General features: G+C 66.5%; 29 protein-coding genes. 15 read left to right on the forward strand and 14 right to left on the reverse strand.

What is annotated here, in order from left to right:
- Window positions 1-154: 154 nt before the first annotated feature.
- Genes IBX18_RS30940 through IBX18_RS30950 form a run of 3 tightly spaced genes read right to left on the reverse strand, consistent with a single transcriptional unit; the run spans window position 155 to window position 3154 of the window.
- Window positions 155-2548, reverse strand: a complete 2394-nt coding sequence (locus IBX18_RS30940; protein WP_194837047.1) for an excinuclease ABC subunit UvrA — start codon at window positions 2546-2548, stop codon at window positions 155-157.
- Between the two features lie 26 nt (window positions 2549-2574).
- Window positions 2575-2805: a hypothetical protein gene (locus IBX18_RS30945; RefSeq protein ID WP_194837048.1), complete on the reverse strand. Its 231-nt coding sequence runs from the start codon at window positions 2803-2805 to the stop codon at window positions 2575-2577.
- A 58-nt stretch (window positions 2806-2863) separates the two neighbouring features.
- The gene (locus IBX18_RS30950; RefSeq protein WP_194837049.1) at window positions 2864-3154 is read right to left on the reverse strand and encodes a hypothetical protein; all 291 of its coding nucleotides are present in this window, start codon (window positions 3152-3154) and stop codon (window positions 2864-2866) included.
- Window positions 3155-3285: 131 nt separating this feature from the next.
- On the opposite strand from IBX18_RS30950, the gene IBX18_RS30955 reads away from it, so the two are divergent.
- Window positions 3286-4215: a LysR family transcriptional regulator gene (locus IBX18_RS30955; RefSeq protein WP_306796497.1), complete on the forward strand. Its 930-nt coding sequence runs from the start codon at window positions 3286-3288 to the stop codon at window positions 4213-4215.
- A gap of 5 nt (window positions 4216-4220) precedes the next feature.
- On the opposite strand, the gene IBX18_RS30960 is transcribed toward IBX18_RS30955, so the two are convergent.
- Both IBX18_RS30960 and IBX18_RS30965 read right to left on the reverse strand, forming a co-directional pair.
- Window positions 4221-4631: a VOC family protein gene (locus IBX18_RS30960; RefSeq protein ID WP_194837050.1), complete on the reverse strand. Its 411-nt coding sequence runs from the start codon at window positions 4629-4631 to the stop codon at window positions 4221-4223.
- 5 nt (window positions 4632-4636) lie between these two features.
- Window positions 4637-5086, reverse strand: coding sequence for a helix-turn-helix transcriptional regulator (locus IBX18_RS30965; RefSeq protein WP_107656263.1), 450 nt, complete (start codon window positions 5084-5086; stop codon window positions 4637-4639).
- Window positions 5087-5214: 128 nt separating this feature from the next.
- On the opposite strand from IBX18_RS30965, the gene IBX18_RS30970 reads away from it, so the two are divergent.
- From IBX18_RS30970 to IBX18_RS30980, 3 genes are all read left to right on the forward strand, one after another.
- Window positions 5215-5964, forward strand: coding sequence for a DUF6882 domain-containing protein (locus IBX18_RS30970; protein WP_194837051.1), 750 nt, complete (start codon window positions 5215-5217; stop codon window positions 5962-5964).
- A gap of 197 nt (window positions 5965-6161) precedes the next feature.
- Window positions 6162-7454 (forward strand): aspartate--tRNA(Asn) ligase, encoded by a 1293-nt coding sequence (aspS, locus tag IBX18_RS30975; RefSeq protein WP_194837052.1) that lies wholly within the window; start codon window positions 6162-6164, stop codon window positions 7452-7454.
- Between the two features lie 164 nt (window positions 7455-7618).
- Entirely contained in the window at window positions 7619-7963 is a 345-nt protein-coding gene (locus IBX18_RS30980) for a hypothetical protein (RefSeq protein ID WP_194837053.1), read from the forward strand.
- 5 nt (window positions 7964-7968) lie between these two features.
- Here IBX18_RS30980 and IBX18_RS30985 read toward each other — a convergent pair whose 3' ends face one another.
- Together IBX18_RS30985 and IBX18_RS30990 are read right to left on the reverse strand one after the other, a co-directional pair.
- Complete coding sequence (locus IBX18_RS30985; protein WP_194837054.1) at window positions 7969-8322, reverse strand: hypothetical protein; 354 nt, start codon at window positions 8320-8322, stop codon at window positions 7969-7971.
- A 27-nt stretch (window positions 8323-8349) separates the two neighbouring features.
- Window positions 8350-8616, reverse strand: a complete 267-nt coding sequence (locus tag IBX18_RS30990) for a hypothetical protein (RefSeq protein ID WP_194837055.1) — start codon at window positions 8614-8616, stop codon at window positions 8350-8352.
- Window positions 8617-8671: 55 nt separating this feature from the next.
- Between IBX18_RS30990 and IBX18_RS30995 the strand changes: the two genes are divergently transcribed.
- On the forward strand, window positions 8672-9166 hold the full coding sequence (locus IBX18_RS30995) for a phosphoribosyltransferase (protein ID WP_107656260.1): 495 nt from the start codon (window positions 8672-8674) through the stop codon (window positions 9164-9166).
- Window positions 9167-9175: 9 nt separating this feature from the next.
- On the opposite strand, the gene IBX18_RS31000 is transcribed toward IBX18_RS30995, so the two are convergent.
- Complete coding sequence (locus IBX18_RS31000) at window positions 9176-9712, reverse strand: MarR family winged helix-turn-helix transcriptional regulator (protein WP_194837056.1); 537 nt, start codon at window positions 9710-9712, stop codon at window positions 9176-9178.
- Between the two features lie 245 nt (window positions 9713-9957).
- On the opposite strand from IBX18_RS31000, the gene IBX18_RS31005 reads away from it, so the two are divergent.
- Window positions 9958-11007 carry a hypothetical protein gene (locus tag IBX18_RS31005; RefSeq protein WP_194837057.1) on the forward strand — a complete coding sequence of 350 codons (1050 nt, stop codon included), beginning with the start codon at window positions 9958-9960 and terminating at the stop codon, window positions 11005-11007.
- Here IBX18_RS31005 and IBX18_RS31010 read toward each other — a convergent pair.
- The gene (locus IBX18_RS31010; protein ID WP_107660396.1) at window positions 11000-11275 is read right to left on the reverse strand and encodes a hypothetical protein; all 276 of its coding nucleotides are present in this window, start codon (window positions 11273-11275) and stop codon (window positions 11000-11002) included. The genes IBX18_RS31005 and IBX18_RS31010 overlap by 8 nt on opposite strands.
- A 509-nt stretch (window positions 11276-11784) precedes the next feature.
- Between IBX18_RS31010 and IBX18_RS31015 the strand changes: the two genes are divergently transcribed.
- Both IBX18_RS31015 and IBX18_RS31020 read left to right on the forward strand, forming a co-directional pair.
- Window positions 11785-12612: an SAM-dependent methyltransferase gene (locus IBX18_RS31015; protein WP_194837058.1), complete on the forward strand. Its 828-nt coding sequence runs from the start codon at window positions 11785-11787 to the stop codon at window positions 12610-12612.
- A 97-nt stretch (window positions 12613-12709) separates the two neighbouring features.
- Window positions 12710-13066: a hypothetical protein gene (locus IBX18_RS31020; RefSeq protein WP_194837059.1), complete on the forward strand. Its 357-nt coding sequence runs from the start codon at window positions 12710-12712 to the stop codon at window positions 13064-13066.
- Here the strand turns inward: IBX18_RS31020 and IBX18_RS31025 are convergent.
- Entirely contained in the window at window positions 13063-14082 is a 1020-nt protein-coding gene (locus IBX18_RS31025) for an NADP-dependent oxidoreductase (protein ID WP_194837060.1), read from the reverse strand. The genes IBX18_RS31020 and IBX18_RS31025 overlap by 4 nt on opposite strands.
- A gap of 122 nt (window positions 14083-14204) precedes the next feature.
- On the opposite strand from IBX18_RS31025, the gene IBX18_RS31030 reads away from it, so the two are divergent.
- The 5 genes from IBX18_RS31030 to IBX18_RS31050 all read left to right on the forward strand — a co-directional run bounded on the left by IBX18_RS31030 (window position 14205) and on the right by IBX18_RS31050 (window position 17321).
- Complete coding sequence (locus IBX18_RS31030; RefSeq protein WP_107656256.1) at window positions 14205-14540, forward strand: hypothetical protein; 336 nt, start codon at window positions 14205-14207, stop codon at window positions 14538-14540.
- A gap of 47 nt (window positions 14541-14587) precedes the next feature.
- On the forward strand, window positions 14588-15316 hold the full coding sequence (locus IBX18_RS31035; protein WP_228542086.1) for an LGFP repeat-containing protein: 729 nt from the start codon (window positions 14588-14590) through the stop codon (window positions 15314-15316).
- A gap of 110 nt (window positions 15317-15426) precedes the next feature.
- Complete coding sequence (locus IBX18_RS31040) at window positions 15427-16164, forward strand: LGFP repeat-containing protein (protein WP_228542087.1); 738 nt, start codon at window positions 15427-15429, stop codon at window positions 16162-16164.
- Between the two features lie 138 nt (window positions 16165-16302).
- Window positions 16303-16623: a metalloregulator ArsR/SmtB family transcription factor gene (locus tag IBX18_RS31045; protein WP_228542119.1), complete on the forward strand. Its 321-nt coding sequence runs from the start codon at window positions 16303-16305 to the stop codon at window positions 16621-16623.
- Window positions 16623-17321 (forward strand): cation transporter, encoded by a 699-nt coding sequence (locus tag IBX18_RS31050; protein ID WP_194837062.1) that lies wholly within the window; start codon window positions 16623-16625, stop codon window positions 17319-17321. The genes IBX18_RS31045 and IBX18_RS31050 overlap by 1 nt, the downstream gene beginning before the upstream one ends.
- Window positions 17322-17337: 16 nt before the next feature.
- On the opposite strand, the gene IBX18_RS31055 is transcribed toward IBX18_RS31050, so the two are convergent.
- Window positions 17338-18351, reverse strand: coding sequence for a hypothetical protein (locus IBX18_RS31055; protein WP_194837063.1), 1014 nt, complete (start codon window positions 18349-18351; stop codon window positions 17338-17340).
- A 46-nt stretch (window positions 18352-18397) separates the two neighbouring features.
- Between IBX18_RS31055 and IBX18_RS43230 the strand changes: the two genes are divergently transcribed.
- Together IBX18_RS43230 and IBX18_RS31065 are read left to right on the forward strand one after the other, a co-directional pair.
- Window positions 18398-19045: a TetR/AcrR family transcriptional regulator gene (locus IBX18_RS43230; protein WP_194837064.1), complete on the forward strand. Its 648-nt coding sequence runs from the start codon at window positions 18398-18400 to the stop codon at window positions 19043-19045.
- A 142-nt stretch (window positions 19046-19187) separates the two neighbouring features.
- A complete protein-coding gene (locus IBX18_RS31065) occupies window positions 19188-20516 on the forward strand; it encodes a cation:proton antiporter (protein ID WP_194837065.1) in 1329 nt (442 codons plus the stop codon).
- Between the two features lie 84 nt (window positions 20517-20600).
- Here the strand turns inward: IBX18_RS31065 and IBX18_RS31070 are convergent, their stop codons facing one another.
- From IBX18_RS31070 to IBX18_RS31080, 3 genes are read right to left on the reverse strand one after another with little or no spacing between them, the layout of a single operon-like run.
- On the reverse strand, window positions 20601-21653 hold the full coding sequence (locus IBX18_RS31070; protein ID WP_194837066.1) for an N-acetylglucosamine kinase: 1053 nt from the start codon (window positions 21651-21653) through the stop codon (window positions 20601-20603).
- A gap of 44 nt (window positions 21654-21697) precedes the next feature.
- Window positions 21698-22984 (reverse strand): 6-phospho-beta-glucosidase, encoded by a 1287-nt coding sequence (locus IBX18_RS31075; RefSeq protein ID WP_228542088.1) that lies wholly within the window; start codon window positions 22982-22984, stop codon window positions 21698-21700.
- Complete coding sequence (locus IBX18_RS31080; RefSeq protein ID WP_194837067.1) at window positions 22984-23871, reverse strand: carbohydrate ABC transporter permease; 888 nt, start codon at window positions 23869-23871, stop codon at window positions 22984-22986. Before IBX18_RS31080 ends, IBX18_RS31075 begins: the two co-directional genes overlap by 1 nt.
- Between the last annotated feature and the right edge of the window lie 3 nt (window positions 23872-23874).

Below are 23874 nucleotides of genomic sequence, written 5' to 3' on the forward strand. Positions count from 1 at the left end.
TACCAGGGCCCAGACTACGCCCGAGACATGTCATATGTCGAAGAAATAACGACAATTTCCCCAATACCGGCCGGTCGGCATTTACAAGCGACTCGGCGGCTAACGCAACGGACCGGCGGAGCCGATATCGGCTCCGCCGGTCCGCGGTTCTTACTCAGGCGCCGACGTACTCGGCGAGGTGCTCCCCGGTGAGGGTGGAGCGGGCGGCGACCAGATCGGCGGGAGTGCCCTCGAAGACGATCTTGCCGCCGTCGTGCCCGGCACCGGGCCCGAGGTCGATGATCCAGTCGGCGTGCGCCATCACGGCCTGATGGTGCTCGATCACGATGACCGACTTACCGGACTCGACCAGCCGGTCGAGCAGGGCGAGCAGATTCTCCACGTCGGCCAGGTGCAGGCCGGTGGTCGGCTCGTCGAGGACGTAGACGCCGCCCTTGTCGGCCATGTGCGTGGCCAGCTTCAGCCGCTGCCGTTCACCGCCGGACAGCGTGGTGAGCGGCTGGCCGATGGTGAGGTAGCCGAGCCCGACATCGACCAGGCGCTCGAGGATGGCGTGCGCGGCCGGAATACGCGATTCGCCTGCGGCGAAGAACTTTTCGGCGTCGGTCACCGACATGGCGAGCACCTCGCTGATGTCGCGGCCGCCGAGGTGGTACTCGAGCACCGAGGCGTCGAACCGCTTGCCCTCGCACACCTCGCAGGTGGTCTCCATGCTCGCCATGATGCCCAGGTCGGTGTAGATGACCCCGGCGCCGTTGCAGTTCGGGCACGCGCCTTCGGAGTTCGAGCTGAACAGCGCAGGCTTGACGCCGTTGGCCTTCGCGAACGCCTTGCGGATGGGTTCGAGCAGCCCGGTGTAGGTCGCCGGGTTACTACGCCGCGAACCACGAATCGGTGTCTGATCGACCGCCACCACACCCGCCGAGGTCGGAATCGACCCGTGCACGAGCGAGCTCTTCCCGGAGCCCGCGACGCCGGTGATCACACAGAGCACGCCGAGCGGGATGTCGACATCGACGTTCTGCAGGTTGTGCCGGTTGGCACCACGAATCTCCAACGCGCCGGTGGACTTTCGCACCGTCTCCTTCAGCGCGGCCCGGTCGTCGAAGTGCTTGCCCGTAATGGTGCCGCTGGACCGCAGCCCCTCGACCGTGCCCTCGAAACAGATGGTGCCGCCGCCCGAACCGGCGCCGGGGCCGAGATCGACCACATGGTCGGCGATGGCGATCGTCTCCGGTTTGTGCTCCACGACGAGCACCGTGTTGCCCTTGTCGCGCAGTTGCAGCAGTAGGTCGTTCATCCGCTGGATGTCGTGCGGGTGCAGCCCGATGGTCGGCTCGTCGAAAACGTAAGTGACATCGGTGAGTGCGGACCCGAGGTGACGAATCATCTTGACGCGCTGCGCTTCACCGCCCGACAGCGTGCCGGAAGGCCGTTCGAGCGAGAGGTAGCCGAGTCCGATGTCCACGAACGAGTCGAGGGTGTGCACCAGCGAGTCGAGCAACGGTTTCACCGAAGGCTCGTCGAGGGCACGGACCCATTCGGCGAGGTCGCTGATCTGCATCGCGCAGAGGTCGGCGATGTTCTTGCGCTTGATCTTCGACGAGCGGGCCTCCGCGCTGAGCCGGGTGCCGTCGCAGTCGGGGCAGGTGGTGAAGGTGACCGCCCGGTCGACGAAAGCCCGGATGTGCGGCTGCATCGCCTCGCGGTCCTTGGACAGGAACGATTTCTGGATCTTCGGGATCAGGCCCTCATAGGTGAGGTTGACGCCGTCGACCTTGACCTTGACCGGCTCCTTGTAGAGGAAGTCGTTGAGTTCCTTCTTGGTGTACTTGCGAATCGGCTTGTTCGGATCGACGAAGCCCGACTCGGCATAAACCCGCACCGTCCAGAAGCTGTCGGATTTCCACCCCGGAATGGTGAACGCGCCCTCGGCGAGCGATTTGGAATCGTCGTAGAGCTGGGTCAGGTCGATATCGGAGACCGAGCCCCGGCCTTCACACCGCGGGCACATGCCGCCGGTGATGCTGAAGCTGCGCCGCTCCTTCACGGTCCGCCCGGCCTTCTCGATGGTGACCGCGCCCGCGCCGCTGATCGAGGCGACGTTGAACGAAAACGCCTGGGGCGAACCGATATGCGGCTTACCGAGACGGCTGAACAGGATGCGCAGCATCGCGTTGGCGTCGGTCGCGGTACCGACCGTGGAGCGTGGGTCTGCACCCATCCGCTGCTGATCGACGGTGATCACCGTGGTCAGGCCTTCGAGCACGTCGACCTCGGGCCGGGCCAGCGTCGGCATGAAACCCTGCACGAAGGAGCTGTAGGTCTCGTTGATCAGCCGCTGCGACTCCGCCGCGATCGTGCTGAACACCAGCGAGCTCTTCCCCGAGCCGGAGACGCCGGTGAACACCGTCAGCCTGCGCTTGGGGATCTCGATGCTGACATCGCGCAGGTTGTTCACCCGTGCCCCGTGCACCCGGATCAGATCGTGGCTGTCGGCGGCCGGCAGCGCGGGCTTGGTGCTCTTCTTCTTCGTGGCGGTGGTCATGGTGTCTCCATCTAACCTGATCAGAACTACTGGGCGAGGTTCGGGCGCACGCCGCGCCGCTTTGCGCGGTAAGGCTGAGCAAACATGTACAAGCCGGTGCCCATGAGCAAGAAGAGCGGCGGCAACGGCAGGTAGAACAGCCACATCGCGGTTTCGGTGAGGCCGAGGGCGGCGCCGATGAAGGCGACGATGACGGTGGTGGTGAAGATGATGGACAGCTGGCGGTGCAGCTGACGGTTCCGCTTGTTCCAAGCCATGATGTTCTCCTTAGTTTCTGCGCACGATCCGCAGGTTGTGCGGTGAATGCTTCGGGTGTCAGCGCTCGTCGAGGACTTTGCCGTCGACCACGCTGTGGTGGGTGGTCAGTGCCGCGGCCGCCGTGGCGAGTGGGCAGTTCTGCGCGCCCGCTGTCGCGCCGTGCATGCCCTCGGCCGATTCCCAGCGCCAGATGTCGAGGTAGGACCCGTCTTCCTGGCGGATCAAGGTGGCGGCGGTGAAGGCCGCGTTCGCCGACCGAATGGCGCGCAGCACCAGCGTGCGCTGCTCGAGCAGCTGGGCCAGCTTGCCGGTCACGACGGTGTATCGGTGCGTGCGTACGACTGCCATGGTGTCGTGCCCCTCTCGTCTCGGATCGGTTTTCCTTGTGACTCATAGTTTTCCGCCGCGGCCACCTGCGAACAATGAGCAATCACGAAACGACAGTTGCGCTCGGGGTTAACGATCGCAACGATGACGGAGTGGAATTGCGTGACATCGAGATCTTCCTGACCCTCGCCGAAGAGTTGCACTTCGGCCGTACCGCGGAGCGGTTGCATATTTCGACGCCCCGGGTGAGTCAGACGATAGCCAAGCAGGAGCGGCGAATCGGTGCGCCACTGTTCGAACGAACCAGCCGCAAGGTGACCCTGACGCCGCTGGGCGAACAGCTCCGCGACGACCTGCAAGCCGGTTATCGCCGCATTCTCGACGGCGTCGAATCGGCGACGAACCTCGCGCGTGGCGGCCCGGACACGCTGACACTGGGTGTGCTCGGCCCGATGTGGCAGGACCTCGCGCCGATGACCGCGCTGTTCCGGAACCGTTTCCCGCACGTCGAGTTCCGCATGCGCGAAGTGCGCATCGATGACCCGTTCGCACTGATCCGCAGCGACGAGGTCGACGTGGCCCTGCTCGCGCTGCCCGTGCGCGAACCCGACCTGCGCGAAGGGCCCGTCGCGTTCAGCGAGCCCATCGTGCTGGTCGTCGGGCGAACGCACCCGCTGGCCGGGCGCGCCTCGGTGTCACTGGCCGAGCTGTCCGGCTACGACGTCCTGCCGTCCGGGCTGCCGATCCCGGAGTACTGGGAGGAGTCGTTCTCGCCGCTGGCGCCGGACGCCCGCCCGGCCGGTGCGCCCGCGCCGACCCGCGAGGAAGTGCTGTGGTCGGTGACTTCGGGCGGCGCGGTGGCCTTCGCGTGTGGGCAGGCGATCAAGTACTACGACCGTGGCGAGGCCGTGTACCTGCCGATCGACGAGAATCCCACGCTGAGCTGGGGTTTGATCCACCGCGCCGAGACCGTCAGCCGCTGGGGGACGGAGTTCGCGCGCATCGCGACCGAACTCGGGCCGATCGAACTGACCCTCGACCTCGATCCGTCCACCCTGCACCGGCTGCGTTCGGTGAGCTGACCTGCTCAGTTCACCTGCTGGATCCGGACCATGTTGCCCGCGGGATCACGGAAGGCACAGTCGCGGACGCCGTACGGCTGGTCGGTCGGCTCCTGGACCACCTCGGCGTCGCCGGCCTGCAGTCGCTCGAAGGTGCCGTCGACATCCTTGGTTGCCAGCAGGATGCTGCCGTAGGTGCCCTTGGCCATCATCTCCTCGATGGTGCGCCGCTCGTCGTCGGTGATGCCGGGGCTGGCGGCGGGCGGGTACAGGACGATCGAGGTGCCCGGCTGGCCGGCGGGGCCGACCGTGATCCAGCGCATCCCGTTGTATCCGACGTCGTTGCGCACCTCGAAGCCGAGGATGTCGCGGTAGAAGGCGATGGCGGCTTCCGGGTCGTTCTGCGGAAGGAAGCTCGATTGAATGGTGATTGTCATGCTGATCAGGCTAATTCCGGTGCACTCGCCGGCGCTTCTCGATTCCTGATCGGTCTGGTGACCTGTTTGGCCACGCAGGACGGCATCCCCGCGGTCGCCTCGGCCGCCTCGCGCCGGTAGGTGCTCGGCGGCACCCCCACCAGCTCGGTGAAGCGGGTGCTGAAGGTGCCCAACGATGAGCAGCCGACCGCGAAACACACCTCGGTGACGCTGAGGTCGCCGCGGCGCAGCAACGCCATGGCACGCTCGATCCGGCGCGTCATCAGGTAGCTGTACGGCGACTCGCCGTAGGCCAGCCGGAACTGGCGGCTCAGGTGGCCTGCCGACATGTGCGCGTCCCTGGCGAGGGCCTCGACGTCGAGCGGCTGGGCGTATTCGCGATCGATCCGGTCGCGAACACGGCGCAACCGCGCGAGATCGCGCAGGGTCTGCGCTGCGTCGGGTTTGCTGGTCACGCGAATGATCGTGCCATGCCGTATCGGAGTTGCCTAGCGCCCGCTTTCTTACCCAACCGGCCGGGACCTGAAGGACGTCATTTCTATGGGGGTGCACCGCACCCGCCGGTAAGACAGTATCGGGGGTCGTGACCGCTTATCTTCACCACGAATCACCCACGCTCGAACAGTTACTCGACGATGCCGCACTGATGTCTTTCGAACATCAAGAGCACAGTATCGAGGTGCTGGGTGAACATCGGTGGCAGGTGAGTTATGAACCGCCGCGGTTCGAGTTCTTCGGCGATAAGCCGTTGGTGTGCACGCGATTTCATGTGCTCGGCACGGCGGCACCCGGTCCGCGCAGCTGGCTGTGGAGTTGGGCGAACAACGACTGGTATCCGCCTGAGGTGACCGAACTGGCCCGCTCGGTGCGCGATTACGGACTGCGGCACGGCATTTCGGCGCTCTGCACCGACGAGGTGCCGTTCGCGGACCTGCCCGGCACCCCCACCGACCCCAATCGCGCCACCTGGCTGATGGGTGAACTCGCCAAAGCGGTATCCGGCAGTTGGACCTGGTACAGCTGCGATGTCGGCGGCGGAACCCGCCTCGCCGTGCTGATCGAACACCCCGACCTAGCCCTCCCCGCCCCCGACCTCATGCACACCATGCAGGCCCTCACCGGCGTATTCAAACTCGACCTACCCGACCACAAGCGCGCACTGCACAGCTACGCGATGCAACGCGGACTGACCGCCACCTTCGCCACCGACGGCTCGACTATGCGCATCGCCGGCTCGGGCATCGAAGTCGCCATCGCGTTCAACGAACGCGGTCTCGTCACAGCAATGTCGTCATCGACCAGCGCCGACCCCCTGGCCGTCCCGGCCGAATAATCACTGGCGCCGTCGCATCTGCCCGTTAAGCTCGCAGATGCGGCAATGACGAGCGTGACGAACTCCGAGCCGCGTCGGCCGGTCACCGAGAATTCGACCACTAGAGGCAGTGCGCATCGCGCTGCGAAGGTGTGGTGGCACCGCGACGGACCCGATCGCCCACACCTCCCGGGGATAGCAACCAGGAGGTGAAACTGATGTCACGCACGCTTTGTTCGGCACTGCCGGCCACGCCCGCAGGTACCGGATCGGTGACCGTCGAGGGATGGATACATCGGCGCAGGCAACTCGCGACCGTCACATTCGTTGTGCTGCGCGACAGATCCGGCGTTGCCCAGGCGGTGGTGACCGATCCGCAAGTCCGCGAACAGGTTTCGGCGCTGCCGGAGGAAACCGTGATCCGGGTGACCGGGACGCCGATCGCCAACGCCAAAGCACCCGGCGGCATCGAGATCGTCGAACCGGCGATTCTGCCGCTGAGCGCACCGGCCGAGCCACCGCCGATCGAGCTGTGGCGGCCCGGTCTCGGCGTCACCCTGCCGACCATGCTCGACCACGCCGCGATCAGCTGGCGCCACCCCACCCGGCAGGCGGTGTGGCGGATCGCGGCCGCCTCGCTGGCCGGGTTCCGCCGCCACCTGGACGAGGCGGGATTCACCGAGGTCACGACGCCCAAGATCGTCGACCAGTCCACCGAGTCCGGCGCGAATGTGTTCGCGCTGGACTACTTCGGGTCGACCGCCTACCTCACCCAGTCGCCGCAGCTGTACAAGCAGATGCTCACCGGCGTCTTCGAGCGGGTGTACGAGGTGGGGCCGGTCTTTCGCGCCGAACCGCACGACACCGCGCGGCACCTCGCCGAATACGTCTCGCTCGACGTCGAATTCGGCTTCATCCGCGACCATCGCGACGTACTCGACCAGCTGCGAACCACACTCGCCGCGATGATCAAGACCGTTCGCGAAAAGGCCGGTGCCGCAGTGGAAACCGTCGGTGCAGAGTTACCGGTGGTACCCGAGCGGATTCCGATCATCCACTTCCGCGAAGCCCTGGAACTGGTCGGCGCGGCGCCCACCGAACCAGACCTCGCGCCCGAGCACGAGCGTTTTCTCGGCACGTGGGCGAAGGAGCGATTCGACTCGGATTTCCTTGCGGTAGAGGGCTATCCGGCGATCAAACGACCCTTCTACACGCACCCGCAGCCGAGTGATCCGCGATGGACGAACTCCTTCGACCTGTTGTTCCGCGGACTCGAACTGGTGACCGGTGGCCAACGGCTGCACAACCACGCCGACTATCTGTCGGCACTTGCGGCCCGCGCCGGGGACCCCGCGGACTACGCCGCCTATCTCGCGGCCATGTGTCACGGCATGCCGCCACACGGTGGCTTCGCCATCGGCTTGGAACGGTGGGTCGCCCGCTTGATCGGAGCGGACAACATCCGCCACGCAACCCTGTTTCCCCGAGACATTCACCGCCTCCGCCCGTGAACCCGGCGGCAGCTGCCCGTGCCGGGCAGCTGCCGTCGAACGGACGGCGGTGGCGCGGCGCGTTTTTCGTCGCGAACCAGCCCCCTCTCCGCGAATCCGGCGGGTACGGTGGGGCCAGTGGGCCGGGCTTCGATGTCGCGTGGACTGCGGCGAAAGTGGGGAAGATGACGATCATCGGTAGGTCGGTGCGGCGGCTGGAGCCCAGCGGGAAAGGCGTACAGGTTTTCGGTGAGCCTTACGAGACCGCCGATGGGTCGACCGTCATCACGGTCACCAGGGTGGGTGGTGGGCCGTTCGCGGCGTCACCGCAGGGGATCTTCGTTATTCACAACGGCAAGGTGCACTGGGAAGCCGCGGTGGACGTGACCCGGGTGGCGTTGCTCGGTGAGTTCATCGGGTTGGTGGCGACGGTGATCACCACGCTGGCGATTCTGCGGCGACCGCCGTGGCCCGACGTGTCCGCCGCCGGCATGAATGCGATGAAGCGCATGAAGTCCGCCTGGAAGTAGAACTTTCAGCGCATTTCATAGACGTAGCAACCGAATCCATCGACTTTCGCAGGCAGCGCCGCTTCACCGAAGGCGCTTTGGGATTCACCCTCACAGACGGCAACCATCTCGGGTTTCGGTGGCACGCCGCGCTGGTGCAGTTTGAATTTCTGTTTGATCGGACCGGTCGCGGGTGCGCCGTGCTCCGCCTGGCAATTTCCGGTGCCCTCCGCGCCGACGTCTTCGGGCTCCTCGATCTCGTCACAGACGTAGATCCACGTCTCGTCCGCGCTGGCCACCGAGGCGAGGAAGGTCAGACCGGCGGCCGCCGCGACGAAGACGACTGCGAGAGCTGCGATCCGAATCGGACTGATGCGCATGACAATCCCCATTCTCTCTGGATTCGGTCATTCGGCCGCGGTTCGCACGAGCACCGGCATGGTGCGGATCGACGCGGCCAAAAGAACTCCGGGTAACACGCGATAGCGCGAACCGTAGCGGAATCGAGCGGCGGTTCGGCCGATTTGAAACCGGGGTGTCGCGGGCGAATAGTTATCCACCGAAAAGCCGGATAGAAAATTGCCACAAATACGCACCGGTAAAGCCCATAAATCGCCGTCACACACAAAACAATGTTTGCCGATACCGCGGATCGGGTACGTGCCGACGGCCACATCCTGGCTACTCGTATGCTCTGTGCGCAGTCGCATCGAGGGAGACGGAGCATCCATGGCGGATCGGGAAGTGCTGAGCTGGGAGTTGTTCGGTTCGGCGAGCCGGGAGTTGGCGACCATGATCGCGGACGACGGGTTCGAGCCCGACCTGATCCTGTCGATCGCGCGCGGCGGGTTGTTCGTGGCCGGCGCGCTCGGCTACGCGCTGGACGTGAAGAACCTGCACGTGATGAACGTGGAGTTCTACACCGGCATTGACCAGCGCCTCGATATGCCGGTGATGTTGCCGCCGGTACCGCAGGCCGTCGACCTGGCCGGGGCCACCGTGCTGGTGGCCGACGATGTGGCCGACACCGGCGCCACCCTCAAACTGGTGCGCGACTTCTGCGAGCACCACGTCGCGGAGGTCCGCTGCGCGGTGATCTACCAGAAGCCGCGCTCGGAGGTCGATTGCGAATACGTCTGGAAGCACACCGACCGCTGGATCAACTTCCCGTGGTCGACCGAGCCGCCGGTGGTGCAGCGCAAGGTCAAGGTGCTCGACGCGTAACCGGTGCGCTCAGGCTTCTTTTCGCGCCTCGGCGATCGCGTCCAACCGTTCGCCGAGCGCGTTCACCTGATCGCGGAGGGCGATGAGGTGCTCGATCGGGTAGCCGACCCCTTCCATCACCGACTCGATCATCTCCCTGGCCTGATGTTGCAGGGCGACACCCGCTTCGGTGGCGCGGAGCTCTACCGCGCGGCGATCGTGGGCTCTGCGCACGCTTTCCACGAACCCGTGCGCCTGTAGTCGCTGGATCAGCGGCGAGACGGTGCCATAGTCCAGGCTCAGCTGTTCGCCCAGTTCCTTCATCGTCATACCGGGCCGTTCCCACAGCGCGAGCAGCGCCAGGTACTGGGGATAAGTGATGTGCATCTGCTCGAGAAAGGGCCGGTAGGCGGCGGTCATCGAGCGCGACGTGGAATACAGGGCGAAGCACAGTTGATTCGCCAACGACAGCAGATCGGGATCGGAGTCCCTGGCGGTTGCGGTGGTGCCCGGCGCTGCGGCCGGTTCGACACGCACCGCGGAACTTGGATGCGCTACCTCGGGCATACCTGCACTGTACGCATTGCTACCGACGATTTTCGCATCGTCACGCCGGGACGACCGCTCCGTTACCGCGGTGTCGCCCATGGTGATCCGCTATCGGTCGGCATCACGCGATGTTCCGCCGAGGTGAGGGACAGCCACACATGTGGTGTGCACTATCGCGGCGGTGGTCGGTTTGTGACCATCGGCCTCGAAACAAGGGCTCGAAGACCGTGGTGCGGGCGGTGGCCGACGCAAAGACTCGGGTCATGGTCACAGACAGGGACTCCGGTACACCCGATCTCGGGACTATACGGCGGGCACTGACATTGGCTTGCCGAGCGCCGTCGGTGCACAACACTCAGCCGTGGCGATGGGAGTTCGACGGCAAGCAGTTACTGCTGTGCCGCGACCACCACCGGCAACTTCCGGTCGCTGATCCGGCAGGCAGGCAGCTGGCGATCAGTTGCGGTGCGGTGCTCGATCACGCCCGCTCGACCTTCATGTCCTTGGGATGGTTCACCTTCGCCAACCGGATACCCGACGCGGACCGACCGGAACTGCTGGCCGTGCTCGAATTCCGGCCGTGGCACGAGGCAATGAACCAGACCGCCGCCCGCGTCCGCGCCATCACAGTGCGGCATACCGACCGATTGCCGATGGCACCGCCCGACGACTGGCCCGCAGTGCTCGGTGCGCTGCGCGAGTTGGCCCGGCCGCACCACGTGGCAGTCGATGAAATCGGTGAGCAGCACCGCCGCAGACTGATTGCTGCCACCCGGCACGCCGCCGCGCTGGCCCGGCACGATCGGGCACACCAGCAGGAATTGCATTGGTGGAGTGAGGGTTCCGGCCCTTTCGACGGTATTCCCGTCGCCGCCAGAGTTTCCACGATCGAAGCCGACCGCGTCGGCGTCGGGCGGCACTTTCCGTCCCCTCCGTACTCGAACCGCCGCGCCGATCTCGACGACCGCTCACGGTTGGTGGTGCTCAGCACCGACGGCCACTCCCCTGGCGAATGGGTGGATACCGGCGAGGCCTTGTCGCAGGTGCTGCTCGAATGCACCCGCGGTGGCTTGGCCAGCTGCCCACTCACCCATCTCACCGAGTTCGAAGCGACCAGCACGGTGGTCGCCGAGTTACTCCCCCGACCCACAGTTCCGCAGGTGCTGATCCGGATCGGTACCGCCGCGCCGGAAAGTCGCCGCGCCCCGACCCCGAGGCGCGCGCTGTCCGACGTATTCACCCACAGCACAACCGAATCCGGCTCAACGAGAGTGATTCGCCGAGCCGGTGACAGTAGAACTCCGATCAGATGACGGCGTTCATGATGGTGCCCGCGCTGGTCGCTACCGCGCCGCCGGCCATCGCGCTGGCGATCATCTTCGGCGATTGCAAACCGCCGCCGTTCCACTTCTCCCAGGCGAAGCGGCCGCCGCCGTAGGTGATGGCGGTGATGCCGGACAGTTGGACCAACCAGGTGAAGTAGCGACCCATTTGCAGCAATTTGTCCGCCAGTGGCGGCGCCTCCGGTGTCGGATTTCCGACCTCCGCGAGAACGGTGTCGTGTAGCGCGGCCAGAATCATGCTCACGTGCGTGCTCCTTTTCGCAGGCTGGGATGGGTCCGGACACGAGAAATCGCGGTGGGCTCGCCAAGGCTCGGATATCGAAGAAATCGCGCCGCCGAAGAATTCGACGACACCACGGGAACGACGGCGCTAGCTGTCGCTGCGGACTCGTGCCATGTCGTCTCCTGCTTTCCGCTCGTCGCCGGAAAAACTCGTGACCTGCGCAATTCAACCTCATCAAGATCACGGATGCAGTGCGACACACCGGACGGCGACACACCGCACCGGGGAGTCGACCATCCGGATCACCACCGCCACGCAGGCAGCCGGTGAGCTATCTGCGGAAAAGTTCGCCGAAACCGGATGGTCCCCCGAAAACCCTCCCTCATCCGGCCGAAGCACCGCATGCCAGCCATTCGCTGGAATATCCTTAGCGGGCAAGATTCGCAGTAGCAGTCGCCGTCCCCGTCGGCGATCAGGTGGTCACCGGCCCGACTCTCCCGTGACCACCACAGGAGGGAATCCCCATGTCGGACAGTCGTGCACAGACCCCCACCGCATTACCCACCAAGATCGATACCAGCGTCGCGCACGAAGCGCGCGTCTACGATTATTGGCTGGGCGGAAAAGACAATTACCCGGCCGACCGCGCGCTCGGCGACGCCATTGCCGGCTACATCCCCGCCATTCAGACCATGGCGCGCGCCAATCGGGCGTTCCTCGGCCGCGCGGTGCAGTATCTGACCAGCGAGGCGGGCATCAACCAGTTCCTGGATATCGGCACCGGCATCCCGACGGCGGGCAACACCCACGAGGTGGCGCAGCGACTCGATCCGGCGGCCCGGGTGGTCTACGTGGACAACGATCCGATCGTGCTCGCGCACGCCCGCGCCCTGATGTCGAGCAAACCGCAGGGCAAGACGGCCTTCATCTACGCCGACCTGCACGACCCCGGCGCCATCCTGCGCGACGCGACCCTCGGCGCCACCCTCGACCTGGAGCAGCCGGTCGCCATCATGCTGGTGGCGATCATGATGTACTTCCGCGACAGCGACGATCCGCACGGCATCATCCGCAACCTTCTGGACGTGGTGCCGTCCGGCAGCTACCTCGTACTCACCCATCCCACCGCCGATTTCGACGAGCGCGCGATGGCCCGGGTGGCCGCCTCCGCGGAAGACGCGGGCATCACCTTCCACCCGCGCAGCCGCACCGAAACCGAGGCGCTGTTCGCGGGCACCGAACTGATCGAGCCGGGCGTCGTCCCCGTGGTCACCTGGCATCCCACGCCCGGCGAGGGACCGGTCGATCCGGAATCCGCCTGGTACTGGGCAGGCGTCGGCCGCAAGCCCTGACCAGTACGCCTGCCCTGAGCAGGCGATGTTTGGCCTGCGCCAGGTCGGCAATCTCGGGAACAGCCCTAGGCGGACCCGAGACCGGCGAGGTGCAGACATGGTCAACGACGTGCGGAAACGCCAACGCGACCCGAAGACCTATCGGCGTGCCGCGACCTACGTCCTGATAGTCAACGCGGCCGCCGCGCTGGCCTTCGCGCTGGCGGCGATCTGGACGGCGAACCGCAGCGCCTGCGCCGACGCGGACACCCTGCTCTGCGACACCGGCGCGAAAACCGCGATGCTGGTGGTGCCCACCGCGATCCTGCTACTCGGCGGCATCGGCGCGTTCGTCGAGACCTACCGCGAGTGGCGGCGCGGCCAGGCCTGGCCCATCTGGCAGGGCGCGGGCTGGTTCCTGTTCATGGTGATGGTGGTCTACCTGGCGATCGGCGGCAGCACCGTCGCGCGCTAGTCGGCGACCTTCACGACCACCTTGCCGAAATTACGACCCTCCAGCATGCCGATGAACGCCTCGGGAGCGTTCTCGAACCCCTCGGTGATGTCCTCGAGGTAGCGGACGCGACCGTCGCCGACCCATTCGCCCATCTCGCGCAGGAAGTCCGGGTAGAGCTCGCGGACGAACTCGGTCTGGATGAAACCGCGGACGGTGAGACTCTTGACCAGAATGCGGCTGTAGAAGGCGGGCAGGCGATCCGGGCCTTCCTCGTCGCCGGTCGTGTTGTAGTTGGCGATGAGACCGCACACCGGGACGCGCGCGTAGGTGTTCAGCAGCGGATATACCGCGTCGGCGACCGCGCCTGCCACGTTCTCGAAGTAGACATCGATGCCATCGGGCACCGCCGCCTTCAGTTGTTCGGCGAAGTCGGGCGCGCGGTGGTCGATCGCGGCGTCGAAACCCAGCTCGTCCAGCAGGGCCGCGCACTTGCGTGGTCCGCCCGCGATGCCGACCGCGCGGGCCCCCTTGATCTTGGCGATCTGCCCGACCGCCGAGCCGACCGGCCCGGTGGCGGCGGCGACCACGACGGTCTCCCCCGCCTTCGGCTGCCCGATCTTCAGCAGACCGGAGTACGCGGTGAAGCCGGGCATGCCCAGCACGCCGAGCGCCGTCGAGACGGGCGCCGTCTCGGGATCGAGCTTCCGCACGCTCGACGCGGCGGCCACATCGTGCGTCTGCCAGCCCGAATAGGCCAGCACCACATCGCCTTTCGCGAGCTCGGCGGCCCGGGAGTCGACCACCTCGGCCACGGTGCCGCCGACCATCACGCCACCGACCTCGACCGGTTTCGCATACGACTTCGCGGCGCTCATCCGGCCACGCATGTACGGATCCAGAGACAGATACAACGTGCGCAGCAGCACCTGCCCCTCCTCGAGCGGCGGCAGCTCGGCGGTTTCGGTACGGAAGTTCGCCGCGGTAGGCGCACCCTCCGGGCGGGCAGCAAGCACGATTCGCGTCGTCTCGACCATGGAATCGAGCTTAGCCCCGTGCCCCTCCGCACCCGGTCGGGCTAACGGCACTGCCGGTGCGACCGATAGAGCGATTGTCGGACACCACGACACCGGCTCTGCCACGTCGAAGGGAAAAATCCGTGAAATCAGCAATGAAACGCGCGTTCGTCGGTACCGCCGCTGCGAGTTTGCTCACGCTGGCACTCGCGCCCGCCGCCTCCGCCTACCCCGTCGGGCCGTGGGGCGTGGAAGGTCCGTGCAAGGGTCTGCAGCCGAACGAATGTCCGTGGAGCCACTCGGATGACGGCCTGACCTGGTCTTATAAGGGTCACTCTTCGAACTACGACAAGCAGGGGAACTTCGTCTGCGGCACCGGCGACACGCCGCTGGACAACCTGTACTGCGACCCGATCATGCTCGCGGTCCGCGCCCTGCCCTCGCTGCCGATCGGCAAATGGCTGCACCCTGGTAGCTGAGCTCCACCTCTGTCTCGGATCCGACCACCTTGCTCGAGGAGTTTCTTTTGGCACGCCTACGTCGCACCCGCGTCGCATTCACGATGACCACCGCCGCCCTCGCGGTCCTGCTCACCGCGGGCACCGCCGCCGGACGGCCGATCGGGCCCTTCGATGTCGGCGGGGCGATCGAGGTCGAGTACGACCACGCCGGTGGTGGCGCGGTCTTCGGCGATCCGGTCATCCCCGAATCCGATGCGGGCCGCGGCGGCAAGTACCAGGCCTTCGAACGCAACTCCTCCATCTACTGGCACCCGGCCACCGGGGCCCACCAGGTCGGCGGCGCCATTCGCGACAAATGGGGCAACCTCGGCTGGGAGAACGGCTTCCTCGGCTACCCCGTCACCCGGGAAGCGGCGACGCCTTCGAAACCGGGGCGCTACAACCACTTCCAGGGCGGCTCGATCTACTGGTCCGTCGGCACGGCCGCGCACCAGATCGGCGGTGCGATCCGCGACAAGTGGGGCTCCTACGGCTGGGAGAACAGCCCGCTCGGCTTCCCGATCACCGACGAGGCCCCCGCCAAGAACAACGGCCGCTACAACCTGTTCAACGACGGCGCCATCTACTGGTCCGGCGCCACCGGTGCGCACGTCGTCTGGGGCGCCATCCGCACCACCTGGGAAGCCAGGGCGGGCGTGAACGGCGGCTACGGCTACCCCACCAGCGACGAGTACGACTACCAGAACGGCAAAGCCCAGGACTTCCAGGGCGGCCGCATCACCTGGCAGCCCTGACCCACCGCCGAGCTGTTCGGACCGGGGCGCGTGCGCGGGGGACGAGTCGTCGTGCCATCATCGCCTACCGACGCTCCGCCCTGTCTCGGCACACCTGACTAGGAGTTCTCTTGGTTCGCCTTCGTGGTATCCACCGCACGTCCGCACCGCTGGCCGCCGCCACCGTCGCACTGGCGGTGCTCTTGACCGCGGGCACCGCGGCCGCGCGCCCGATCGGGCCCTTCGAGGTCGGTGGCGCGATCGAGGTCGAATACGACCAGGCCGGCGGTGGCAACGTCTTCGGCGACCCGACCTCGCCCGAGTCGGATGCCGCCAACGGCGGCAAGTTCCAGACCTTCGAACGCAACGCCGCCATCTACTGGCACAACGACACCGGCGCCCACCAGATCGGCGGACCGATCCTCGACAAGTGGCGCGCACTCGGTTCGGAGACCGGCGGGCTGCGCTATCCGGTGACCCGCGAAGAGTCGACACCGGTGAAGCCCGGGCGTTTCAGCCACTTCCAGGGCGGCTCGATCTACTGGTCGGTGGGCACCGCGGCGCACCAGGTCAGCGGGGTGATCCGGGACAAGTGGTACGCGCTCGGCGCGGAAAACAGCCCGCTCGGGTTCCCGATCACCGACGAAGCCCCCGCCAAGAACAACGGCCGCTACAACCTCTTCAACGACGGCGCGATCTACTGGTCGCCGCGCACCGGTGCCCACGCCGTTTGGGGTGCGATCCGAACCAGCTGGGAGGCCAGGGCCGGCGCGGACGGCGTCTACGGCTACCCCACCGGTGACGAGTACGACTTCGAGGGTGGTAAAGCCCAGGAGTTCCAGGGCGGCCGAATCACCTGGAAGCCCTGAGTAATTCGATCACTGCCAGGCAGCTGGCTGAGCCACCCGGAGCCGTACGCCGGGTGGCTCAGTTGTTCGAGCACCCCCCTCTGTCGATACATCCTTTTCTGAATACAGCATTTTCTGTATAGTCAGCGCGTGGACACGATGCAGCACAGTGACGCGCTCTCCCGGTTCGGGTACGCGCTGTCGGATACGACTCGAACGCGGATTCTGTTGAGCCTGCGGGCCGCGCCCGGGTATCCATCCGAGCTGGCCGACCAGATCGGGGTGTCGCGGCAGATCCTGTCCAATCATCTGGCCTGCCTGCGCGGCTGCGGGCTGGTGGTCGCGGTGCCGGACGGTCGGCGGAGCCGGTACGAGTTGGCGGATCCGCGCATCGGACGAGCACTCGACGACCTCGTCGGTTTGGTGCTCGCGGTCGATCCCACCTGCTGCCCTGCCGCTGAAACCGAGGACTGCTGCTGATGTCGGAGCTCGGTACTCCCCTGCTCGCACTCGGCCCGAACCCCGCACGGCGGCAAGTATTGTCGCGACGCATCCGATGGTTCGTCGCCGTGACGATCAGCTACAACGTGATCGAGGCGATCATCGCGCTCACCGAAGGCACGCGGGTGTCCTCGACGGCGCTGATCGGGTTCGGCCTCGACTCGGTGATCGAGGTGTCCTCCGCGGCCGCAGTGGCGTGGCAGTTCAGTGGCCGGGATCCCGAAGCGCGCGAGAAGATCACGCTGCGCATCATCGCCTTCTCGTTCTTCGCCCTCGCCGCCTACGTCACAGTCGACGCCGTCCAGTCGCTGCTCGGCGTCGGCGAGTCCGAGCATTCACCGATCGGAATCGGCTTGGCGGCAGCGAGTTTGGCGATCATGCCGGTGTTGTCGTGGGCGCAGCGCCGGGCGGGACGCGAACTCGGATCCGCTTCGGCTGTCGCCGATTCCAAGCAGACACTGCTGTGCACCTACCTCTCGGCAGTGCTACTGATCGGGCTGGTCCTCAACAGCCTCTTCGGGTGGTCCTGGGCCGACCCGATCGCCGCACTCGTCATCGCGGCCATCGCGGTCAAAGAAGGTCGTAACGCCTGGAAAGGTGACACCTGCTGCCCGGCACCATCATTCGCAGACCCCGTGCAAGACCGAACCCAGGCCTGCCACTGCTGCGACGACTAGCGGTGACACCGACCGATCAACCTTCTGCCGTGGCAGGTGAACTCAGTCGTCGCCCCATCCAGATGTACGCCGCGATAAGCGCGATAAGCACGGCGCACTGGAAGGCAATGTTCGCGCGATGTCCGTCCAAGGCAACCAGGAGCAGCCCGAACAGCGTTGCTGACAAGCCCGTACCGAAGCAGACGGCGAGCTGGTGTCGCGGCGACCAGTCGCGCCGGGTCCACCGCCGCAATACCAGCGCCACCGCAGCGGCGAAGGTCAGCGCGCCAATGGTCCACCACACGAACGAGATCGGCCCGCCGATGAAAGCGGCCAGGAACAACACGAACCACACCGTGCCTGCCACCACCCCGAACAGCGCTACCCCTTTAGGTTTCGGCACGCGCCCGGCAACCGCAACACGTCCGTTGCCTCGGCACCGCTTACTCGCCCAGACGAGACCAGCCGCCACGACAATCGTGACAGCGGCATGCCCCAGCGGGAGCCTGAAGTCGGAGCGCAGCAGCGAGATGGCTAGGAACAGGGCGGTGCCGCAGGCAAAGACAACGGCGAGTACACCGGCCGACCGTCGAGACAACCACGGCGAGCGACTGCTGTGCGGAAAGACCAGATGGACCACCGCAATCGGCAGCAGCACACTCCACACGACGTGGTAGCCGCACACGACCACCGCCCAGAACCAGTTGACCCCCAACGCGTTTCCATGAACCGGCTCGCCGTCCATCCCGATGGGGTTGAAGATCGTCTGTAAGGCCAGCCCCTCCTCGATGAGGGCAAAGGCACAGCCGAGCAACACAATTCCCCAGCCGGACAGCCGCCACCGTTGCGCGACCTCGCGGATCAACAACACCCCGGCACCGTAGAAGCAGACGATGGCCACCACCCGCAGCGGCTGCACGAAATAGCTCAACCGCAAGGAAGCGCCGAGCACCTCCCCCAGCACGGGCGCGAGGACGAAGAGAGCAAGCACGGCGTGCCGGCGCTCCCGTGCACTACTGGCGGTGGCAGGAGGACGCGAGGACGAACGCATGCCCCGACATTAACAGAGTAACCACTCTATTAACTATGCTGAACATGTGCCCCGTCCCATCGATCCGCAGCGACACCAGGCCCGACGACTCGAAATCATCGACGCGGGCCTGACCGCCTTCGCCGAGCACGGCTACGCCGGAGCCACGACCGCGATCATCTGCCGCATCGCCGGGATCGGCTCGGGCACCTTCTTCCACTACTTCCCCACCAAGGACGCGCTGCTGGTCGCGATTCTCGAACACAGCACCGTGGAGACCCGCGAGTTCTTCGAGCAGCAGGCCGACGCGGACGATCCCCGTCGGCTGATCCTCGGCTATGTCGAGCACGCCGCCGCCGGGCTGCTGGACTCCCGGGCCGCCGGATTCATCTCCGTCGTCGGCGGCCTCACCCACCGGCCGGAAATCGCCCTGGCCCTGCGCACGGACGACGAAACCGCCCGTACCGCACTGCAAGCCGCCGTGCGCGCCGCTCAGCGGCTTCAGCGCGTCCGCGGCGACGTGCCGGCCGAACGGCTCGCGGAATGGATTCTGCTGCTGCTCGACGGATTCGCCGCCAGGGTCGTCACCAGCGACGGCTTCGTCGCCGAACGCGAGATCGACATGTTGAACGAACAAGTGACGCTCCTGCTCGACGGTCCGCCCGCCTCCGATGAACGTCGCAGTGCCACAGCCGGCCGCGGTGCCGTGCGCTGACCGCCGGATCGGCCGAACAGCTTGTAGGCCATAGCAATCCACCGCTGCGTTCGGTGCCCGGTGCGGGTGATCCGGTCGTGCGCGGCGGGATGCTTTGGGAGACTTCGCTTATCCGATACCGCACGGTCGGCAAGGAGAGCGTATGTCCACGGATACTGTGGGATCACTGACTTTGGCGTTGTTGCTGCTGATCGCCGGCGCCAATCTGTTCGGCCAACTCGCCGCGCTGCTGCGGCAACCCAAGGTCGTCGGCGAGATCGCGGCGGGCATTCTGCTCGGCCCGTCGCTGTTCGGTCTGCTGGCGCCCGATACGGCGGCGCGGATCTTCGGCAACGGCGGCGACGACCCCGCCACGGTGGTGATCGGCTTCCTCTACCACCTGGGTTTGCTGTTGCTGATGTTCGTCTCCGGCGCGAGCGCCCGGAACGTGCTCGGCAAGGAGAACTGGAAGCCGACCGCCTGGATACTGGGCCTCGGTACGCCGCTGCCGTTCTTCCTCGCCCTCGCGGTGGCACCGCTACTGCCGCTGGAGGATTTCATGGGCGACGCGGGCAGCGAGCCCGCCGTGATCCTGGTGTTCGCGGTCGCGACAGCGGTCACCTCGATCCCGGTGATCACCAAGATCTTCTACGACCTGGGCATCCTGCACACCCGGTTCGCCAGCCTCATTCTCGGCGCCGCGGTCGTGGAGGACATCGTGCTCTGGGGCGTGCTGGCGCTGGCCACCGCGATCGCCTCGGCCACGGTCGCGGCGGGCGGCGACGCGCTGGCCGAAACGGTGTCGGTGCATGTGGTGGCCAACGGTTTGTATGTGCTGGTCGCGATGACCATACTGCCGCCGTTGCTGCGCAGGCTCAGCCGCGCCCGGTGGAACGTCCTCGCCGCGCACACCCCGATCGCCTGGATCATGGTGGTCGTCCTCGGTTATGTCAGCGTCGCGGCGGCGCTGGACGTCACGCTGGCCTTCGCCGCGTTCCTCGCCGGCTTCGGCATCGTCGGCGGCATCAAAAGTACCGAGCACCAACGCTTCCGCGCGCCGCTGGCGGCGATCGACCACGTCTCCGCGGCGGTGTTCATCCCCATCTATTTCGCGGTCGTCGGCTACCGGCTCGACTTCACCAAGGGCTTCTCGCCGGTCATGCTGATCGCGTTCCTGCTCGGCTCCTCGGCGGTGGTACTGCTGTCGACCGGGCTGGCCGCCCGGCTGGCAGGCTTTCGCCGCCTCGACATCGTCAACCTCGCCGTGACGTGCAATGCCCGCGGTGGGCCCGGGATCGTCTTGGCCAGTGTCGCGTTCGACGCGGGCATCATCAACGCCCCGTTCTTCACCACGCTCGTCCTCACCGCCGTGCTGACCTCCCAAGCCTGCGGTGCGTGGCTGGATTTCGTGCTGCGCAAAGGCTGGCCGCTGCTGTCCAGCGAAGGGGCCGAGGAGCAACGCAAACCGCCACACCAGTTCGTGCCTGAGTGAGGCAAACCGACTTATGCTGCCGCACAGGGCATTACACCGAACGTATGCTGGGCCACCCGATACACCTGCCTGGCGGCCCAGCACTCAAGCAGGCTGGCCCATTTCGCTGGGGAACTCCGGCCGCCCATCGGACGCGGACAGTGTCGGATAAGCGGAGCGGAGCCGCTGGCGGGCAGCCGCGGACGCACCGAGGTGATCTAGCCCGAGCAGCGCGGCCCCGAGAACTGGTGGGGCAACGACAATTCGAGGCTCGGCCAGCGGTGCGACCTCGGCAAGCCGGGCCTTCACGTTCTCGACCAGTAGCGGCTGGCGCGCCGCGAGCACACCACCACCGAGGATCACCGGGGTCGGCGTATCGAGCAGGTCGAGCTTGCGCAAGGCGACCACAGCGAGCCGGGTGATCTCATCGGCCTGCCGATCGATGAGCCGCAGCGCGGTCGGATCCCCGGCCTCGGCGGTGGCGAACAGCACGCGGACCAGCTCGTGCAGCCGCTGCTCCGCCAACTGGCCGAGATGGATCGCCTCGGCCACCGCATTGGCTCCGGCGAGGCCGAAATACGCACCGATGGCGGCGGATAGCGCGGTCGGTTCACCGCGTCCGTCCTCGGCCCTGGCCGCGTGCCACATCGCCTCGGCCGCCATGCCGCCGCCGCCACCCCAGTCGCCGGTGAGCACACCGAGCGCCGGGAAGCGGGCGGTGCGCCCGTCCGGCAGCAGGCCGGCACAGTTGATGCCGGCACCGCAGACCACCGCGACGCCGCACGGCCCGTCGGTACCCGCGCGGAGCAGACCGAAGGTGTCGTTGACGACGCCCACCGTCAAACCCCAAGGGCGCGCGGCGATCGCGGCATGCAACCGCTGTTCCTCGATGGGCAGATCGACATTGGCCATGCACGCGCTCACCCGGGTGGTGAGAATCCCGCCGCGGGTCAATCCGGCCTGCCTGGCCACCGATTCGACCAGCGGCGTCAGCCCCTCGATCGCCTGGCGTGCTCCGGTGCGGTGCGGTTGGTAGCCGCCGCCACGCGCGGCGCCGAGCACCGACCCGTCGATCCCGACCAGCGCCACATCGGTCTTGCTGTTGCCCGCATCGATGGCGAGGACGCCCGGAATCTGCTCGTTCTGTGGGATTTTCATCAGACGCTTCCCCCGCCAACAGTTCACGGTGTTTTTCGGCATGATCACGCCCAGCCCAGGTAGGCGCGGTTATGCGCGATCAGCCGATCGGTCAGCTGGTCGGCCAGCTCGTTCTGGCCGACCAGCGGGTGCGCTAGTAGTGCGCGGAAAACACGGTCGCGACTGCCTTCCAGCGCGGCCTGCACTGCGAGTTGCTCGTAGGCGGTGACGTGCGCGATCAGGCCCGCGAAGAGCGGTTCGATCGGGCGCTGCGGCAGTAAGCGCACCCCTGCGGCGTCCACCGCCGCAGGCACCTCGATCACGGCATCGTCGGGCAGGAACGGCAGGATGCCGTCGTTGCGGGTGTTGACCACCTGGACACTGCCGCCGCCGGTGCCGAGCAGCGCGGCGAGCAGTTGCACCGCGGCCTCGGAATAGAAAGCGCCGCCGCGCTTTCCGAGCAGTTCGGGCTTGGTGTCGAGGGTGGGATCGGCATACATGTCCAGCAACTCTCGCTCGATCGCCGCCACTTCGGCGGCCCGTGAACCGGTGGTCGCGGACTCCTCGACCACCACGTCGTGCTGATAGAAGTAGCGCAGGTAGTACGACGGGACGACGCCCAGCCGCTCGATCAGCGCCAACGGCAGCCGCACGTCGGCCGCGATGTCCGCGCCGAAGTCGGCGAGCAGCTTGGGCAGCGCCTCGTGCCCCGTGCCCGCGCCGGGGTGGTCGAGCACGGTGACGCCGCGCACCCAGGTGAGGTGATTGAGGCCGACGTGGTCGAGCCGGATCAGCTCCGGGTCGACGCCCAAGTGCGCGGCGAACTTTCGCTGGAATCCGATCGCGACATTGCACAGGCCGACGGCCTTGTGTCCTGCCGATTGCAGTGCGCGGGTGACGATCCCGACCGGATTGGTGAAGTCGATGATCCAGGCCTCCGGGTTGGCCCGGCGCACCTGCTCGGCGATGTCGAGCACCGCCGGGACGGTGCGCAACGCTTTCGCCAGACCACCGGCGCCGGTCGTTTCCTGTCCGACGCAACCACATTCGAGTGGCCAGCGCTCGTCCTCGTTGCGGGCGGCCTGCCCGCCGATGCGCAGCTGCAGCAGCACGGCATCGGCATTGTCCACCCCGTCGGCGACCGAGGTGGCCGTGCTGACCGTGGCCTGGTGTCCCTGTTTGGCGAAGATCCGGCGGGCCAGCCCGGCGATCAGCTCCAGCCGGTCCACGGCGGGATCGATGAGGACGATCTCCCCGATCGGGAGAGTGTCACGGAGCCGGGCGAATCCGTCGATCAACTCCGGCGTGTAGGTGGAACCACCACCGACTATGCAAAGTTTCAGTGCGCGCATCAGCCTTTGACCCCTGTCAGTGTCACGCCTTCGATGAAGGCCTTCTGTGCGAAGAAGAAAAGGAGGATCACCGGCGCCATCACCAGCAGGGTGGCGGCCATGGTGAGGTTCCAGTTGACGTGGTGGGCGCTCTTGAACGACTCCAGGCCGTAGCTCAGCGTCCAGGCGGCCGGGTTCTCGCTGGCATAGATCTGCGGCCCGAAATAGTCGTTCCAGCAATAGAAGAACTGGAACAGCGCGACCGCGGCGACGGCGGGCTTGGCCATCGGCAACACGATCCGCAGCAGGATGCGCACCTCACCGCAGCCGTCGATGCGGGCCGCCTCCAGGTAGTCGTCGGGGATGGTCAGCAGGAACTGCCGCAGCAGGAAGATGGAGAAGGCGTCCCCGAAGGCCAGCGGAATGATCAACGGCCACAGCGAACCGGTGAGATGGAACTGCTTGGACCAGATCATGTACATCGGGATGACCGTCACCTGCGGCGGCAGCATCATCATCGAAACAACGGCCATCAGCGCGAGATTGCGGCCGCGGAAGCGAAACTTGGCCAGCGCGTAGGCCACCGGGATGCTGGAGAGCAGCGTCAGCGCGGTACCGGCCGCCGCGTACAGCAGGGTGTTGCGCCACCAGGTGAGGAATCCTGGCGTCTCCCAGACCTTTACGTAGTTTCCCCAGTGCCACTCGGCGGGCCAGAGGTCGGCGGTGAGCGCCTGCCGGTCCGACATCACCGACGTGAGCAGGACGAAGGCGAACGGCATCAGGAACAGCAGCGCGGCGGCGATGGCGAGCGAGTGCACGGCCACCCAGTGCAGCGCGTCCTTGCGACGGGCGCCCCTGGCTTCGACGGTCGGCATGGTGGGCACCGGGCGGGCGGGAGTCATGGTCATCGC

Source organism: Nocardia sp. XZ_19_369 (genome assembly GCF_015355715.1).
In the GTDB taxonomy this organism is placed as follows: domain Bacteria; phylum Actinomycetota; class Actinomycetes; order Mycobacteriales; family Mycobacteriaceae; genus Nocardia.

What these genes read in the sequence shown, in the direction of transcription:
- IBX18_RS30960 (WP_194837050.1), bottom strand. Translation starts at nt 4,631, where the DNA reads ATGACAATCACCATTCAATCGAGCTTCCTTCCGCAGAACGACCCGGAA.
- IBX18_RS31075 (WP_228542088.1), bottom strand. Translation starts at nt 22,984, where the DNA reads ATGCGCGCACTGAAACTTTGCATAGTCGGTGGTGGTTCCACCTACACG.
- IBX18_RS31050 (WP_194837062.1), top strand. Translation starts at nt 16,623, where the DNA reads ATGTCGGAGCTCGGTACTCCCCTGCTCGCACTCGGCCCGAACCCCGCA.
- IBX18_RS31080 (WP_194837067.1), bottom strand. Translation starts at nt 23,871, where the DNA reads ATGACCATGACTCCCGCCCGCCCGGTGCCCACCATGCCGACCGTCGAA.
- IBX18_RS30945 (WP_194837048.1), bottom strand. Translation starts at nt 2,805, where the DNA reads ATGGCTTGGAACAAGCGGAACCGTCAGCTGCACCGCCAGCTGTCCATC.
- IBX18_RS30950 (WP_194837049.1), bottom strand. Translation starts at nt 3,154, where the DNA reads ATGGCAGTCGTACGCACGCACCGATACACCGTCGTGACCGGCAAGCTG.
- IBX18_RS31070 (WP_194837066.1), bottom strand. Translation starts at nt 21,653, where the DNA reads ATGAAAATCCCACAGAACGAGCAGATTCCGGGCGTCCTCGCCATCGAT.
- IBX18_RS31015 (WP_194837058.1), top strand. Translation starts at nt 11,785, where the DNA reads ATGTCGGACAGTCGTGCACAGACCCCCACCGCATTACCCACCAAGATC.
- IBX18_RS31025 (WP_194837060.1), bottom strand. Translation starts at nt 14,082, where the DNA reads ATGGTCGAGACGACGCGAATCGTGCTTGCTGCCCGCCCGGAGGGTGCG.
- IBX18_RS30980 (WP_194837053.1), top strand. Translation starts at nt 7,619, where the DNA reads ATGACGATCATCGGTAGGTCGGTGCGGCGGCTGGAGCCCAGCGGGAAA.
- IBX18_RS31055 (WP_194837063.1), bottom strand. Translation starts at nt 18,351, where the DNA reads ATGCGTTCGTCCTCGCGTCCTCCTGCCACCGCCAGTAGTGCACGGGAG.
- IBX18_RS31045 (WP_228542119.1), top strand. Translation starts at nt 16,303, where the DNA reads ATGCAGCACAGTGACGCGCTCTCCCGGTTCGGGTACGCGCTGTCGGAT.
- IBX18_RS31000 (WP_194837056.1), bottom strand. Translation starts at nt 9,712, where the DNA reads ATGCCCGAGGTAGCGCATCCAAGTTCCGCGGTGCGTGTCGAACCGGCC.
- IBX18_RS30985 (WP_194837054.1), bottom strand. Translation starts at nt 8,322, where the DNA reads ATGCGCATCAGTCCGATTCGGATCGCAGCTCTCGCAGTCGTCTTCGTC.
- IBX18_RS31065 (WP_194837065.1), top strand. Translation starts at nt 19,188, where the DNA reads ATGTCCACGGATACTGTGGGATCACTGACTTTGGCGTTGTTGCTGCTG.
- IBX18_RS31005 (WP_194837057.1), top strand. Translation starts at nt 9,958, where the DNA reads ATGGTCACAGACAGGGACTCCGGTACACCCGATCTCGGGACTATACGG.
- IBX18_RS30940 (WP_194837047.1), bottom strand. Translation starts at nt 2,548, where the DNA reads ATGACCACCGCCACGAAGAAGAAGAGCACCAAGCCCGCGCTGCCGGCC.
- IBX18_RS31020 (WP_194837059.1), top strand. Translation starts at nt 12,710, where the DNA reads ATGGTCAACGACGTGCGGAAACGCCAACGCGACCCGAAGACCTATCGG.
- IBX18_RS30995 (WP_107656260.1), top strand. Translation starts at nt 8,672, where the DNA reads ATGGCGGATCGGGAAGTGCTGAGCTGGGAGTTGTTCGGTTCGGCGAGC.
- IBX18_RS31010 (WP_107660396.1), bottom strand. Translation starts at nt 11,275, where the DNA reads ATGATTCTGGCCGCGCTACACGACACCGTTCTCGCGGAGGTCGGAAAT.
- aspS (WP_194837052.1), top strand. Translation starts at nt 6,162, where the DNA reads ATGTCACGCACGCTTTGTTCGGCACTGCCGGCCACGCCCGCAGGTACC.